This window comes from Kitasatospora sp. NPDC091335, assembly GCF_044757205.1.
GTDB lineage: Bacteria > Actinomycetota > Actinomycetes > Streptomycetales > Streptomycetaceae > Kitasatospora.
The window spans coordinates 769,837-784,538 of sequence record NZ_JBIVUM010000002.1 but is presented as its reverse complement, the minus strand read 5'-3'; the positions used below and the strand labels follow the sequence as shown (position 1 = coordinate 784,538).

17 protein-coding genes are annotated in these 14,702 nt (G+C 71.7%); 13 read left to right on the top strand and 4 right to left on the bottom strand.

Translation table 11 applies throughout. From position 1 onward, the window contains the following. Positions 1-172 precede the first annotated feature (172 nt). The 8 genes from ACIQOW_RS08405 to ACIQOW_RS08370 all read left to right on the top strand — a co-directional run bounded on the left by ACIQOW_RS08405 (position 173) and on the right by ACIQOW_RS08370 (position 8,614). Complete coding sequence (locus tag ACIQOW_RS08405) at positions 173-316, top strand: hypothetical protein (protein WP_401081142.1); 144 nt, start codon at positions 173-175, stop codon at positions 314-316. A gap of 34 nt (positions 317-350) precedes the next feature. Beyond that, entirely contained in the window at positions 351-2,264 is a 1,914-nt protein-coding gene (locus tag ACIQOW_RS08400) for a phage tail tape measure protein (RefSeq protein ID WP_401081139.1), read from the top strand. A gap of 13 nt (positions 2,265-2,277) precedes the next feature. Continuing rightward, positions 2,278-5,016, top strand: coding sequence for a hypothetical protein (locus ACIQOW_RS08395; protein ID WP_401081136.1), 2,739 nt, complete (start codon positions 2,278-2,280; stop codon positions 5,014-5,016). 4 nt (positions 5,017-5,020) lie between these two features. Beyond that, positions 5,021-6,247, top strand: coding sequence for a poly-gamma-glutamate hydrolase family protein (locus ACIQOW_RS08390; RefSeq protein ID WP_401081133.1), 1,227 nt, complete (start codon positions 5,021-5,023; stop codon positions 6,245-6,247). 11 nt (positions 6,248-6,258) lie between these two features. After that, positions 6,259-6,765 (top strand): hypothetical protein, encoded by a 507-nt coding sequence (locus ACIQOW_RS08385; RefSeq protein ID WP_401081130.1) that lies wholly within the window; start codon positions 6,259-6,261, stop codon positions 6,763-6,765. Positions 6,766-6,914: 149 nt separating this feature from the next. Further along, positions 6,915-8,030, top strand: a complete 1,116-nt coding sequence (locus tag ACIQOW_RS08380; protein WP_401081127.1) for a peptidoglycan-binding protein — start codon at positions 6,915-6,917, stop codon at positions 8,028-8,030. A gap of 9 nt (positions 8,031-8,039) precedes the next feature. After that, positions 8,040-8,270, top strand: coding sequence for a hypothetical protein (locus tag ACIQOW_RS08375; protein ID WP_401081124.1), 231 nt, complete (start codon positions 8,040-8,042; stop codon positions 8,268-8,270). After that, positions 8,267-8,614: a hypothetical protein gene (locus tag ACIQOW_RS08370; RefSeq protein WP_401081121.1), complete on the top strand. Its 348-nt coding sequence runs from the start codon at positions 8,267-8,269 to the stop codon at positions 8,612-8,614. The genes ACIQOW_RS08375 and ACIQOW_RS08370 overlap by 4 nt, the downstream gene beginning before the upstream one ends. Before the next feature lie 54 nt (positions 8,615-8,668). On the opposite strand, the gene ACIQOW_RS08365 is transcribed toward ACIQOW_RS08370, so the two are convergent. The 3 genes from ACIQOW_RS08365 to ACIQOW_RS08355 are packed head-to-tail and all read right to left on the bottom strand — an operon-like array spanning position 8,669 to position 10,926. Then, positions 8,669-9,166 carry a hypothetical protein gene (locus ACIQOW_RS08365; protein ID WP_401081118.1) on the bottom strand — a complete coding sequence of 166 codons (498 nt, stop codon included), beginning with the start codon at positions 9,164-9,166 and terminating at the stop codon, positions 8,669-8,671. Between the two features lie 58 nt (positions 9,167-9,224). Next, positions 9,225-9,695 (bottom strand): hypothetical protein, encoded by a 471-nt coding sequence (locus tag ACIQOW_RS08360; protein WP_401081115.1) that lies wholly within the window; start codon positions 9,693-9,695, stop codon positions 9,225-9,227. Positions 9,696-9,705: 10 nt separating this feature from the next. Then, entirely contained in the window at positions 9,706-10,926 is a 1,221-nt protein-coding gene (locus ACIQOW_RS08355) for a helix-turn-helix domain-containing protein (RefSeq protein WP_401081112.1), read from the bottom strand. Positions 10,927-11,159: 233 nt separating this feature from the next. On the opposite strand from ACIQOW_RS08355, the gene ACIQOW_RS08350 reads away from it, so the two are divergent. From ACIQOW_RS08350 to ACIQOW_RS08335, 4 genes are all read left to right on the top strand, one after another. Further along, a complete protein-coding gene (locus tag ACIQOW_RS08350) occupies positions 11,160-11,471 on the top strand; it encodes a hypothetical protein (protein WP_401081109.1) in 312 nt (103 codons plus the stop codon). Further along, positions 11,468-11,944 carry a hypothetical protein gene (locus ACIQOW_RS08345; RefSeq protein WP_401081106.1) on the top strand — a complete coding sequence of 159 codons (477 nt, stop codon included), beginning with the start codon at positions 11,468-11,470 and terminating at the stop codon, positions 11,942-11,944. Before ACIQOW_RS08350 ends, ACIQOW_RS08345 begins: the two co-directional genes overlap by 4 nt. Then, a complete protein-coding gene (locus ACIQOW_RS08340) occupies positions 11,941-12,213 on the top strand; it encodes a hypothetical protein (protein WP_401081104.1) in 273 nt (90 codons plus the stop codon). The genes ACIQOW_RS08345 and ACIQOW_RS08340 overlap by 4 nt, the downstream gene beginning before the upstream one ends. A 558-nt stretch (positions 12,214-12,771) precedes the next feature. Next, on the top strand, positions 12,772-13,038 hold the full coding sequence (locus tag ACIQOW_RS08335; RefSeq protein WP_401081102.1) for a hypothetical protein: 267 nt from the start codon (positions 12,772-12,774) through the stop codon (positions 13,036-13,038). Here ACIQOW_RS08335 and ACIQOW_RS08330 read toward each other — a convergent pair. Next, a complete protein-coding gene (locus ACIQOW_RS08330) occupies positions 13,022-14,014 on the bottom strand; it encodes a hypothetical protein (RefSeq protein ID WP_401081099.1) in 993 nt (330 codons plus the stop codon). The genes ACIQOW_RS08335 and ACIQOW_RS08330 overlap by 17 nt on opposite strands. Positions 14,015-14,160: 146 nt before the next feature. Between ACIQOW_RS08330 and ACIQOW_RS08325 the strand changes: the two genes are divergently transcribed. Next, positions 14,161-14,379 (top strand): hypothetical protein, encoded by a 219-nt coding sequence (locus ACIQOW_RS08325; RefSeq protein ID WP_401081096.1) that lies wholly within the window; start codon positions 14,161-14,163, stop codon positions 14,377-14,379. The last annotated feature ends 323 nt before the right edge of the window (positions 14,380-14,702 follow it).

The window sequence follows — 14,702 nt, the reverse complement described above, 5'->3', positions numbered from 1 at the left end:
CCTCCGACACGTCGCTCGTGTTCAACCTGATCGCCAAGGACAAGGCATCGGCCGTCCTGGGCCAGATGAAGGAGAAGCTCGCGACCGCGGCGGCCGTCCTCGCCCAGCTCGACCGGGAGATCGCCGAGGCCTACGAGGAGCCCGAGGGAAAAGTCCTGCCGCCGATCGCCGGATGAGGCGGATCGGCGACGCCGCGCACCTCCTGGGGATCCGCCCGTGGGAGTGGCAGCTGATGACCGTCGAGGACACCGACCGGGTCCACGCCTGGCTGGACTCCTACGAGCAGCAGATCAACGAGGCCCGCGCACAGCGGTAGCCACGCAGCGATGAACACGAGGGGGTGATCCACCTTGGCCTCCGACACGTCGCTCGTGTTCAACCTGATCGCCAAGGACAAGGCATCGGCCGTCCTGGGCCAGATGAAGGAGAAGCTCGCGACCGCGGCGGCCGGGATCTCCGCCGGCGTCGCCGGGGCACTCGGCAAGGGCGTCGTCGACTCCCTCGACATGGGCGCCGCCTCCGACAAACTGGCCGCCCAGCTCGGCGTCGGCGCAGAACGCGCCGCCGAACTCTCGAAGACGTCCGCCGCCGTCTACAAGAAGGCCTGGGGCGAGAGCACCAGCGACGTCAACGACGCGATCAAGGGCGTCACCCAGAACATCGGCGGCGACGCGGCCAGCGCCGGCCTGGAGCGCATCACCACCAAAGCGATGGCGCTGGCCAAAGTCTTCGACGTGGACGTCGCCGGATCCACTGCCGCCGCCGGGCAGTTCATGCGCACCGGCCTCGTCAAGGACGCCGACGAGGCGTTCGACATCATCGTCAAGGCGATGCAGTCCGGGGTCGACAAGAGCGGCGACCTGATCGACACCGTCGGCGAGTACGCCACGCAGTTCCGACAGCTCGGCCTGGACGGAGCAGCCGCGACCGGCCTGCTCGCCCAAGGGCTTCGGGCGGGCGCCCGCGACGCCGACGGCGTGGCCGACGCCCTCAAGGAATTCGTGTTGATCGCCCAGGCCGGCGAGACCAAGACCCTGGACGCATTCAAGAAGATCGGTCTCAACGGAACGGAGATGCAGAGGGTCTTCGTCGAGGGCGGCCCCAAGGCGGCGGCTTCGATCGACCAGGTCTTCGACCGGCTGCGGGCGATGAAGGACCCCGTCGAACGGAACGCGACCGCCGTCGCCCTGTTCGGGACGAAGAGCGAGGACACGCAGAAAGCCCTGATGGCTCTCGATCCGTCCAGTGCGACGGCGGCGCTGGGCGACGTCGCCGGGGCCGCCGACCAGATGGCCCGGACCGTCTCCGACAACCCGGCCGCGGCTCTGGAGCGCTTCAAGCGCGAGACGATGCTCAAACTTGCCGACGTCGGCGGCCAGTTGGTGCAGTTCGGCACGGAGCACGCGTCCTGGGTGCAGCCCCTCGCGATCTCCCTGGGCGTGGTCGCCGGGGCCATCCTGCTCGTCCAGGGCGCCACGATGGTCTGGGCCGCCGCACAGGGCATCTGGACCGGCATCCAGACCGTGGCCACCGCCGCACAGTGGGCCTGGAACGCCGCGCTCGCGGCCAACCCGATCACGCTGGTGATCATTGCCGTCGTGGCCCTGGTCGCCGCCGTCGTCCTGCTCTGGCAGCGCTCCGAGCAGTTCCGCGACATCGTCACCGGCTGCTGGGACGCCGTCTGGGGCAAGATCAGCGGCGTCTGGAACTGGATCGGCAACAACTGGCCCCTGATCCTGGGGATCCTGGTGTCGCCGTTCACCTCGGCGGTGTCCTGGATCGGCCGCCACTGGGACACTCTGCGCGCCGGTGCCAGCTCGGCGTTCGACTTCATCGCCGGCCTTCCGGGCCGCATCGTCTCTGGCTTCTCCAGCCTCGCCGAGACCATCATGAGCCCCTTCCGCAGCGCCTTCAACGCGGTCGCCCGGTTCTGGAACAACACCGTCGGCCGGCTCAGTTTCACCGCACCCGACTGGATCCCGTACTTCGGCGGCAAAGGTTTCTCCATGCCGACGATCCCCATGCTCGCCCAGGGCGGCCACATCACCGGCTCGGGCACCGTCCTCGTCGGCGAGGCCGGACCCGAGCTGCTGTCCCTGCCCGGCGGCGCCACCGTCACCCCGCTCTCCCGCGCCAGCGGCGGGGGAGTCGTCGAGGTTCGCATCATCCTCGACACCGCCGGCGCCGACTCCGACATGCAGCGCCTCATGCGCCGGATCACCCGCGTGGCCGGGCAGGGCAACGTCCAGACCGCTTTCACGTAGAAAGGGGGGCCGCGTGGCCTTCCCGACCACCCCGCTCGCCGTCCGCGTCGAACTCCAACTCGCCGGCGCGTGGAGCGACATCACCCCGGACGTGCGCCTGGGCGAACGCATCCACATCGAACGCGGCCGCCACGACGAAGGCTCCCGCGCGGACCCCGCCACCTGCACCATGACCCTCGACAACAGGGGCGGCCGCTACTCCCCCCGCAACGCCGCGGGGGCCCTGTACGGGCTGATCGGGCGCAACACCCCGATCCGGGTCCGCGTGCCCAGGCTGAGCAGCTACCTCGACGTCCCCGCCGCGGCCGGCGCCCGCGCCACAACCCCCGACGACCCGGCCCTGCGCATCACCGGCGACCTCGACATCCGTGTCGAGCTGGAGCAGCGCACCGTCCTCACGGACGACGCCCACCACCAGATCATCAGCCGCTACCTGACCGCCGGCGACCAGCGATCCTGGGTCCTGTACATCATCAACGGCTACCCGGGCCTGAACTGGAGCCCGGACGGCACCGTGGGCGCCGTCCGGGCCGCGGTCGCCACCGCTCCCGTCCAGCCGACGCCGGACGGCCGCATCGCCGTCCGGGTCACCCTCGATGTCGACGACGGCACGGGCGGCCACACCGCCACGTTCTGGAGCGCCCCCTCTCTGTCCGGCCCGTGGACCCAGCTCGGCGGCCCCGTCACCAACACCGGCACCACCTCCGTCCACCCCGGCACCGCAACCCTCGACATCGGTGACCAGCCCCAGCTCAGCCTCCGCGCCGCGCCGATGCGCGTCCTGCGCGCCGAAATCCGGGGCGGCATCGGCGGGCCGCCGGTCGCGGCGCCCGACTTCACCGTCCAGCCCCCCGGAACCGTCGCGTTCACCGACCCCGCCGGCAGGACCTGGACCACCACTGGCGGCGCCACCATCACCGACCTCACCGACCGGTTCACCGGCGAAGTCTCCTCCTGGACACCGCGACGCGACGTCTCCGGCAAAGACCTCGTCGTCCACCTCCAGGCCGCGGGCCCCGCGCGACGACTCGGCCAGGGAGCGGCGCCGCTCCAGTCCACACTTCGCCGCTCCATCCCCACCGGCCTGCCGCTGGCGTACTGGCCCATGGAGGACGAGCGCGGCGCCACCCAGTCCGCCAGCCCGATCCCCGGCGTCGGACCACTGGACACCACCGGCCTCGACTACGGGGCGAACACCGACCTCACCGGATCGGCGCCCCTGCCCACGGTGCGCGCCGGAGCCCGCCTGCACGGCACCGTCCCGCCGCCGGCCATACCGCCGACCACATGGCGGGTGCACCTCCTCTACCAGCTCGACACCTTCCCCACCACCACGTCACGGCTGCTCGCATGGTCCAGCACCGGCACCGTGCGCACGTGGGTGCTCGACGCCGGCGCGCTCGACGGCACCGTCGTGCACTTCTACGGGCTGGACGCCGACGGCGGCACGGTGTTCGACTCCCTCACCGTGCCCGTGCAGTTCACGGGCCCCGGATGGCACCAGCTGTTCGTGACCGCGTTCCAGACCGGTTCCTCCGTCACCTGGAACCTCGTCTGGTACCCGGTCGGAGGCACCGACTCCACCAGCTCCGGCTCGTACCCCGGCACGCTCGGCACACCGACGCAGATCGACGCCCAGATCGGCGACGCACTGGCCGGCATGTCCCTCGGGCACCTGGCAGTTTTCGACACCACGGCCGACGTCTACAACCACGCGGACAACGGGTACGAGGGCGACCGGCCCAGCCAACGGATCGAGCGGCTGTGCGCTGAGGAGGGCGTGCCGGTGCAGCTCCGGGGCGACATCGACTCCGAAGTCGCCATGGGACCCCAGCGCCCCGGCGCGCTGCTCGCCCTCCTCCAGGAAGCGGCCGACAGCGACGGCGGCGTACTGGCCGAGCGCCTGGACGCGCTCTCACTCTGGTACCGGGCCGGCCACACCGCCTACAACCAGCCGCCGAAGCTCCTCCTGGACTACGCGGGCGGCGACGTCGCACCGCCGCTGGAGCCCGCCGACGACGACCAGGCCGTGCGCAACGACATCACCGTCACCCGCGCCGGCGGGTCCAGCGCACGGGCACTCGACACGACCAGCAGCATGGGCACCCAGCCCCCGCCCGCCGGCGTCGGCCGCTACGACGAGGGCGTCACCCGCTCCCTGTGGCGCGACGCCCAGCTGCCCGACATCGCCGGATGGCTCCTGCACCTCGGCACCTGGGACGGCACGCGGTTCCCCCAGGTCCATCTCGACCTCGCGGCCTCCCCCCGACTGATCCCCGCCGTCCTCGCCCTCGACCTGCGCGACCGGATCGACATCACCGGCATGCCGCCCGAGGACGGCCCCACCACCGTCGCCCTGCTCTTCGAGGGCTACAGCGAGAACATCGGCGTGTACGACTGGGACATCACCGCCAACTGCGCGCCCGCCGGGCCCTGGCAGGTCGCCGTCCTGGCCGACCCCGACCAGGGCCGCGCCGACACCGCTGGCACCCGGCTCGCCGCGGCCGCCACCCCGACCGCGACACTGCTGCTCCTGACCACCACGACGGGCCCGGCCTGGACCACCGACCTCGTCGACCTGCCGCTCGACCTGGCCGTCGCTGGCGAACACGTCCGCGTCCTGGACCTGATCGGCGCCCGCGGCGACCGCTTCGAACGCGCCGTCACCGGCGGCTGGGGCACCGCCACCTCGGGCCAGGCCTGGACCACCACCGGCGGCACCGCCGCCGACTACGCCGTCCAAGGAGGCTGACGACGTGGCCGACACCTACCCGAGCTTCGCCGCGCTGGCGGCCGCCGAGCCCGAAGGGACGGCATGGACCCGTACCGCCGCCGTTCCGGCCGGCGCCCGGTGGGCTGCCATCGCCATCCACGGCGGGTCGATCGAGGGCGGCTCCGGAGAAGTCGCCCGCGCCGTGTCCGCCGGTGGCACGACGATGGCGTACTACGAGTTCGCCGGCATCAAGCCGACCGGGAACAGCACCCTGCACCTCACGAGCACCGTGTTCGACGAGCCGCAGGGCCTGGCCGTCGTCGCCGCTGCCCGCCGCTGCCTGTCCGTTCACGGCTACAGCGGCACCCCGGGCCTGGCCGAGACCGCGATCGGCGGCCTGGACACCGTCCTCGTCGACCGCCTCACCCGCACCCTGGGCGCCGCCGGATTCCGCGTCACCACCGCCCCCTCCGAGATCTCCGGCACCGACCCGGCCAACCTCTGCAACCGCACGAGCACGGCAGCCGGCGTGCAGCTGGAGATGAGCGCAGCCCTCCGGGCGAACTTCTTCCCCGGCGGCGTCAACACCCGGACCGTACGCGACTCCGGGGCGCGCACCGATGCCTTCCGCCGGTACGTCTCCGCGATCCGGGCCGCGCTGCTCGGCCGCGGCCTCGTCTCCATGGGCTCCATCAACGTCTCCCGCTACACCCTGCTGCCCGCCCCGGGCCCGGACGTCGACCTCCGCGCCACCGTCGCCACCGACAAACTCGCCACCGGCGGGCCGCAGTTCGTCGCCCTCACCGCCCGCTACCAGGACGGCAGCAACATGTACCTGGCCCGGCTGGAGTTCGGGACCGCCCAGGAAGTCATCCTGACCCTCCGCAAACGGCTGGCCGGGACGGAGACGCTGCTCCAGCAGTACACCACCACCCTCACCCACGCGCCCGCCCGCCGGTTCGGCCTGCGCCTCCAGGCCGTGGGCAGCACGCTGCGCGCCCGGACCTGGCTCGACGGCACCACGGAACCCTCGGCCTGGCAGGCCGAGGCCACCGACACCTCGCTCACGACCGCCGGACAGATCGGCACCCGCAGCATCCTCTCCACCACGTCCACGACACCGCTGCCCGTCACCGCCGCGTGGGGCGACTTCACCACCCTCGGGCCCGCCCAGACCGCCGTCGTCACCCGCTCCGTCAACGGCGTCATCAAGGCGCTGCCCGCCGGCGCCGACGTCCGGCTCCGGCAACCCGCCGTCACCGCACTCTGAGGAGACCACTCGTGCCCTACCCCCCGTGGGCCGCCGGCCAGCGCATCCTCGGTGCCCAGCTCGCCGCGATCTCACCGCTCGACGTCGCCAAGACCCTGGACACCACCCGGGCCACCAGCACGACCCTGCTGCCCGACCCGCACCTGTCCATCCCGCTCGAAGCCGGCGCCACGTACCTTCTGGACGGCGCGTTGTACTACGCGGGCGAGTACAACCAGGGCGGGCTGAAACTCGACTGGACGACGCCGTCCGGCACGGCGATGCGCTGGTCCCTCGCCGCGCCGGCCACCGGCGGCCAGGCCGCCTACGCCTCCCACAGCTCCATCCCCGGCCAGCCCCTCAGCTGCGGCACCTACGGCGTCGGCGGACCCAACACCCTGACGTCCTGCCAGCTGACCGCGCGCATCGTCACCGTCGCCGCCGGACCGCTCACCCTCCTCTGGGCACAAGCCGCCTCCTACGCCACCCCCACCACGCTCACCGCCCTCTCCTGGCTCCGCCTGCAACGCACCTCCTGAACGGACACAGGCCCCGCACCGCAGGATTTCCCGTCACCGGGCCCGAGCTCCGCCCCCGAGACGGGAAATCCTGCGGTGCGGGGCCTGACCTGACATCGATCCGCCCCGGCGCCATCGGCCCGGGGCTTTCCCATTCCCTGGAGGCACCCATGCAGTTCGTCCCCCGCGCCGACTGGGGCGCGCAACCGTCGAAGTACAAGCTCGTCGCGATCGCGGGCACCGACGGCGTGAAAATCCACTACGAGGGCACCGAAGTCCCGCCCGCGCTCGCGGACGACCACGAGCGGTGCGCACCCCGGATGCGCGCCCTCCAGGCCAGCCACCTGGCCGACACCACCGAGGACTACTCCGACATCGCCTACAACGCCGTCGTCTGCCCACACGGCTTCCTCTACGAGGGCCGTGGCGCGCACCGGCGCACCGGCGCCAACGGCAACCCCATCCTGAACGGCCGCCACTACGCGGTGTGCGCCATGCTCGGCAGCAAGGGACTGACCGAGCCCAGCGCGGCGCAGCTCGGCGGCCTGCGGGACGCGATCGAGTGGCTGCGGGCCGAGGGCGGCGCGGGGGCGGAGATCCTCGGGCATCGGGACGGCTACGCCACATCGTGCCCGGGCGGGCCGCTGTACGCGTGGGTGCGGGCCGGCGCCCCGCGGCCGGACGGCAGCGGCCCGGCGCCGCAGCCCACCCCCGCGCCGACGCCGGCCGAGGACGTCCCGGCCCGCTACCAGGTGGTCGTCGGCGGCCTGGCATACGGGTACGGGGCGGTCGGTGACCAGGTCACCGCGGTCGGCCGGGCGCTGGTCGACCGCGGCTTCGGCGGGCACTACCAGCAGGGTCCCGGTCCGACGTGGACCGACGCCGACACCCTCAACTACGCCGAGTTCCAGCGCAGCCTCGGCTACCAGGGCACCGACGCCGACGGCGTGCCCGGCCCGCACAGCCTGCGGGAGCTGCTCGGCACCCTGCCCGGCGGCCGCGCGGTCTCGCTCGCGCACGTCGTCGCCGCGGCGCGCACCGACCCCGGCGCCGACCAGGGCCACCGCACCTACGGCGACGAGGTCCAGGCCGTCGAGCAGGCGCTGGCGAACGAGGGCCTGCTCGAACGGCAGTGGGTGGACGGCTCGTTCGGCACCCGCACCGTGACCGCGTACGCCGCCTGGCAGCGCCGCTGCGGCTACACCGGAGCCGACGCCGACGGCACCCCCGGCCACACCACCCTCTCCCGCCTCGGCGAGACCCACCACTTCAGCGTCACCGACTAGGAGATCCGCATGACCACGTCCCGCGCGTACTGGCTCGACGTCGCCGAGCGCACCGGCGCCACCGCCGCCGAGGCCGGCCTGGCCTACGCCATCACCGAGGCGAGCAGCCTCTCCGCATGGTGGGTGCCGGTCCTCATACCGCTGCTCGCCGCCGCCAAGAGCGCGGCCGCGCGCTTCGTCGGCCGGAAGGGCTCGGCGAGCCTGCTCCCGGCCGGCGCCGACCCGGCGAGCCGCCCGTGACCGAGACCGGCGTCTCCGCCGTCGACACCGCCGTCCTGTGGTCGGCGGTCGCCGTCGCCCTCGCCGCGGCGGTCGGCCTCGCCTGGCGGGTCCTCCGCAGCGCCGCCCGCTTCGCCGCCCGGGTGGACGAGATCGCCGACGACTGGGCCGGAACGCCCGAACGTCCCGGCGTCCCGGCCCGTCTCGGGGTCATGGCACGCCTCGACCAGTTCGACCACCGCCTCGACGGCATCGACGGCCGCCTCGACACCGTGGAACACGAGTTGCACCCCAACTCGGGGTCCTCGCTGCGCGATGCCGTCGATCGCGTCGACCGCCGTACCGCCCACCTCGACACCACGTAACAGCGCCCCCGCCCCGGCTCCGGCCCGGGCGGGGGCGCCTTCCTGCGTCCCGGCTCAGTACGTCGGGCAGATGTGCTTGCGGACGACCTCAAGGATCCGCTTCGACTTCTCGGGCCCGAAGCCCTCCGGGTGATTCGGCCCCGTGAACCGCTTGCCCGTGAGGTCGATCAGCTTTGCCTGATCGTTGGGCGACTGGGCAACGGACGAGCACTGGTTGCGACCACGGTCCACGGTCCGGTCGATCTTGTTGTTCACGATCTCCGGGTCGATGGCCGTCAACGCCGCGATGTAGGCCGCGACCACCGCGGCGTCCGGGGACGGCGGCGGCCCGGACGGCGTCGCACCTGTGGGTGCAGGCGCTGCCGGTTTCGCGGCGTCAGCCGGCGCCTGGGGCACAGTAGGCGCTGATTCTGCCGGGGTCTGCGGAGCGGCGGCCGCGCTGCTCGGTGCCGCGGCCGCCCCCTTCGAGCTGGTGGTCGAGCTTGAGCAGGCGGCCGAGCCGACAGCGAGCAGCACGGCAACGGCGGCCGCGGCAGTGGTACGGGTGCGCATGGTCCCCCCTGGGACGGGTCTGGTGTGGGGCGACGCTATCGGGCTACTGATCAGTCGGCTACCTAGTCGCACCGTCGGGCCAGACCACCTGGACAGGAACGCCGCAGCGGCGTGCGTAGGCGACGACGTCGGCAGTACCGCCGTACCCGCGGGCGGGGAGCCCGTCCCAGACTGCGACGACGATATCGGCCAGGCCGACCACGATTTCGCTGCCAGCCATGTGCGCGGCGGTGTCCGACGCGAACATTCCGGTGTGGTGAACGTCCGATGCTCGGCTGAGCAGTCGGTCGTAGGTCGGGTGGTGCTCCGATGGCAGGCCGTCTCGGTAAGCCTCGGCTGGGACAACGACCTCCAAGAGACCACCCTGGGCGAGGACCAGGTCCGCGACCCACGAATCGGGCCCATCAGCAAGCATCGAAACGGCAGTGAGGTCGCCCTGGTGGGTGTCCACGACGACGGCTAGGAGCTGGCGGACCCGCCGTTCGACGTCCGCGTTCAGCCCCCTGTGGCCGGTGATCCCGAGCCTCATGCTGCCCCTCCTACAGGTACACGTCATGTAGACGCTCGTCGAACTCCTGCACCACGCGGGGCGGTGCCGTGGTGGTGAGGGTACGCCGCAGTGCTCGGGCTCGCTCCACGATCCGGCCGGACCGATAGGTGATTCCGATGTCCAGGGCTCGGCTGGCGATGGCGAACGCGCCGTCGATGCGACCGGCCGCGAGGTGGCCGGCGGCGAGGTCCATCATGAGTAACGCGCGCCCCTTCGCGTGTCCGGTGGCCAGGGCCTCGGTGCCGACGGACAGCACCCATTCCGGCACACCGAGCCTGGCTCCACAGGCGACCCGCGCCGACTGGACCTTGCGCTCATCGAACGTGAACACCCAAGGCCACGGCGGAGTTTCCTCACCTAGCCGAAGTGTGAGCGCCCGGCTGCGAGTGAGCGCCTGGTCCGTGCGGTCGCGATCCCCGCACGCAGCGTATGCCAGCGCCTCGGTGGCAGCGAGCCACGCGTCGGCGATGGCAGGGGCGTTGATCCCAAGCGCAGCTCGGGCCTTTCGAGTGTGGGTGAGGGCCTGGTTCCCGTTCCCGGTATGCCCCTCGAACTGGGCGAGGCTGCCCAGTTGGTAGGCCAGGAGAAGCCCATCCCGAGCCGTACGTGCGGCCTTGACCGCCTGGCCGTACCACGATCGGGCGGACCCGTGGTCACCCATGTCCCACGCCAACCAGCCCGCGAAAGACGCAGCCTCGGACCCGGTCGCAGCGAGTCGGGCCCGATCGCCACCGGCGGTGCTCAGCTGCTGGATGAGCCGGATGTGCCCACGGACGACGTCGGCGAGGTCGCGGGAGGACGCTGAGCCGTCGAGGCGCCGATACGACGCGGTGCCCAGTCGTAGGGCCGCGGCCTGTCCGGCATCTGGCTGCGCAGAGGGTGCCGCAACGGCTGGGGTCACTGCCGCAGCCGCTGCAACCGCGGCAACCCCGAGGAAGTCGCGTCGCTCCACTGATGCCCCTGCTGGTAGGTCGGCCAGACCGACGAGGCTGGCCGGAATGCCCAGATGGACCGCCACACGTCCGAGGAGGCTCATGTCGTACGTGCCCCCAGGTCCGCGCCGCTCCATCCGGGAGACCGCCGACTGAGAGAGGCCTACGAGGTCGCCAAGCTGAAGTTGCGTCATCTGCTGGGCGAGGCGGCTCAGCTCCACCACCCGGCCAAAGTCCCCTGCCCGTGCGGCCGCTCCAGCCGCGGTACGCCAGTCCATCAGCACTCTCCCCCGATCGGTCGTATCCGTATGCGCCCGACGCATACCTGCATGCAGATGCCGCTTACGGGCCAGACTGTAGCGGCTGGTTGGAAGTTGACTGTCTGTCACGTCAACCGCAGAAATGCAGCCCGGGTAGACCGGGCCCTGGGGCCCTGCGGTGCGACGAACACGGCGCCTCACTCGGAAAGGGGGGCGTCGCTTCCATCGTCTCTCCGAGAGGCTGGACCCTCGTGACCGATCGACAGCTCCGCGCCGGCGCCATCGAGCTGGCCCCGGCCGACCCCGGCGTCGTACACCGACACCACCTCCAAGACGCCGCGTCCGACCGCTCCGACCGCCTGGGCGACAGCGTGCGGGTGGTCGCCCCACGCACCGGCACCCGCCTGACCCCCGCCCAGCGCTCCGGCACCGCCTGCGTCGCATGCGACCGCAGCGGCCAGCTGGCCGCCGCCGGCCACGTCGCGGACGACGGGCTCGTCTACGCCGTGGTCGTCTGCGCGGCGTGCCCCCCGTATGCGGCCAGCCTGGAGGCCCACCGGTGATCACCGAGCCCCTCACGGTGTCGATCGACGGGTACCTCGACCCCGTGACCGCGCCGCCCGAGGCCGCCCTGGAGACGCTGCGGCAGGCGGTGTGCGCGCTGCCGATCAGCGCCTACGAGCGACAGGCGATGCGCAGACTGCTGGACAGCAGCGGCGCCGACCTGGAGTACCGCATGAACGGCGACGAGACCACCGACTGGCCCGTGTCCCTGGACGACGGCACCCTCGCGATCGTGCGCGTCTCGTACGGCGACGGCCTGACGTGTCGACAGCGCGTCGCAGCCCGGTACGAGCCGCGCCGTGTGGAGCGTCCGTCCGGCCGCCCGACGGAGTGGATCGTGTGGGACCTGGGCCTCGACCTCGCGGCCACCGCGTGGCTGGGGTCCGAGCCTGCCGCCCGCGAGTGGATCCGCCGACAGGTGCAGACCGCCACCTACCAAACCGGTCCGGCGTCCCGGAAGGCCGCCCAGTGACCGGCCTCAGCGACAGCGACCCCGAGTCGCGCCAGCCGGTCGAGGTTTGCGTCGAGGTGATCTCCACAGAGGGCTACGAGCTGGTGTTCGAGGGCCTCCCCTCGGGCGTCTACCCGTTCCTGACAGAGGACATGGTCAACGAGGACGGCGACGAGGCCGTCGCCGACTGCGTGCGCCAGACGCGGCATCTGTCGTCCGACGTTCCACTGGTCCTCATGATCACGGCCGATGGCGAGACTCGCCGGGTCGAACATCCTGGCTCCACGTAGTACCTCTGACTCCCGTCCCAGCCTCAACCGTCCAGGGCAACGGCTGGGACGGGTCACCACCCGGTGTGCACGGTTGGACAGCCCCGTGCACGCCGGGGCGCCCCCGGTCCGCGTGGCGTCCGGCAGGCGCATGGTGACCCCGGTGGGGCCCGGCCACGGCCAGGCCCTGCCGGGCGCCCGGCAGGCCACGCCCACCCCTGCGAGGGCCGCTGACGGAATTCCGCCGCGGGCCCGTCCGAGACGGTCCCCGATCGTGGGCCCGACCACGAGGAGGACGTCGTGACCGACAGGATCCCCCCGCGCGACCAAGGCCGCTGGCACGACCAGCGCGGCCGCGGCTCACGAGGCCCGCGACAGGCACCATGGTGCCCCGTGCTGCGACCGCCTCGGCCGCCGCGCTGGCTGCCGCTGCCGGGCGGCTACTTCCATCCCTGGCAGGACCCCCCACAGTAGACCCCCTGGTCGGCCGTATGGCGGTGCGGCCGACCAGGGTTTATCGAACATACATTCGATAAACTGGACCGCCGCAGCCCGGGGGGACCGAGCTGGGAGCACGCCGTGAGTTACACCCTCACCGCCGAGGGACTGGTCGACCCCTCCACTCACACCACGCTGGCCGCCGCCGTCGTCGCATTGCGTGGCCTGCTCGATGATCTGCCGCTCGACCCGGGCCAGGCCCGGGCCTACGACTTCTTCCTGACCGGCGAGGCCGGCGTCCGCCGCGTCCAGGACTACCTCGACCAGGACGACGGCCGATTCGCGCTGGACGTCCTGGTGTCCGGGCACTCCTACACCGCCGTCATCGCCGTCACTTCGTCAGGTTGACCGGCTCCAGGTAGTGCGACGCGTGTCGGGCCCACCAGTACAAGAGTCCGTGTAGCGACGTCGCCCCAGTCGCGTCCTTCAACGGCTCCAACCGCATGGAGATCCACCGGCGGCTCACGCCGTGGCTCGCGGCGATCGATTCCAGGGTCACATCCTGGGCGAGTTGGGACAGGATGTCGCGCTGCATCGAGGTCACCTCGGGCAGGGGCCGGCCGTCCCAGTCCAGCGCCATGCCCCAGTCCCTCAGCCAGGACAGCCTGATGTGTCGGACGAGTGCCTCGTCCCGGATGAGGAGCGCGCGCTCCGGGTCGGGTGTCGCGATAACGGCGACGCGCTGATCGACGATGACGGTGCGGCCGAATTCGATGTCGCCGCCGAGCGTGCGGACCTGGGCGCCGTAGCCGGTCATAGTCGCGGCCCAGCTGGCGGTCGGCCCGTCGCGCCGGGCTGACGCCTGGTAGATGCTGCGCAACGTCGCGCCGCGTTCGATGACGGCGATGTCGCGCTGGTAACTCATCGCCAGCATGTTCGGCGGTCGGGCGCCGCCAGGCTGGGCGGTGAGTAGCTCTTCCCGGCAGGACTCGATGATCGGCCCAAGGCGTTCCTGCATTTCGACCTTGCTGGCGACGTACTCCAGTGCCCCGTCGTTACCCGGGTTGGCTGCCCGGTAGGCAGTGATCATCGGATCGAACAGTCTCGGCATAGCCGCGGCCTGGGCGAGATGCTGGGTGCCGAGCTGGAGAAAGTGCTGCTGCAACCTCAGGGCGACGTCAGCCGGAGAGAGGGCGACGTAGTGCCCGGGGCGGCCGGCGTCGGGGGAGACGAGCTGGAGGTCGAGCAGCTGGTCCAGCGCCGGAGACGGCCCGGGGGCCGTGGTACGCCCGGCTGCGATGTCCTGGTAGAGCGCTCGCGACTCCCATTCAAGAAGTCCAGCCCCTACGACCTGTCCTAAGGTGTCCAATTCATCCTCTTCCAACTACTTCCACTTTGGGAGTTTCGGCGATCGTAGGTGGAAGTTGCTTGAAGCGGCAACGACGTGGGCGAACACTGGTGCGAGTGGAGTGACGTACTCCACACTCGCTTCCCACGCCATCTCTGCGAGCAGCAGGAGAGGGGACACCCATGCCCGCACGCAGCCGTCTCACCATCCGTATCGGTGCCGCCGCGGCCGCCCTGGCAGCCGGCCTGGTCGTACTGGTCGGCGCCACTTCCGCCTCGACGCCGGCCTCGCCCGCGGCCGACTCCAGCTGGGGTGTCCAGCCGGGTGGACCGACCCCGACGTCGTCGCCGATCCCGACCGTCGCCACGGTCGCTCTGGCCGACGATTCGTCCTGGGGCTGACCTAGCCTCAGAAAATGGCCGGATCTGACCGGCCCTACGAACTGGCCGCCCCCGGATACCTGGAGGGGTGCGAGGGCGGCCACGCGCGGGCCTGAGCTACCTGGAGGGAGCCAGGCCCGGCAGCTGCCCCCCTGCGGCCCTGGAGAGGCCGATGGGGGGCACTCTGTTTCTACCACCGGTGGATGGCCCGTACAGCCCCCCATCCGGCCGGTGAACAGCCCGGACAGTCCGGAGACTCCCGGGTTTCGGCAGAATTTTGGATGAGCGGGGTAGAAACCAGTAGAGCCCTGGTCCCCGATCTCCGGGGACCAGGGCTCTGACCT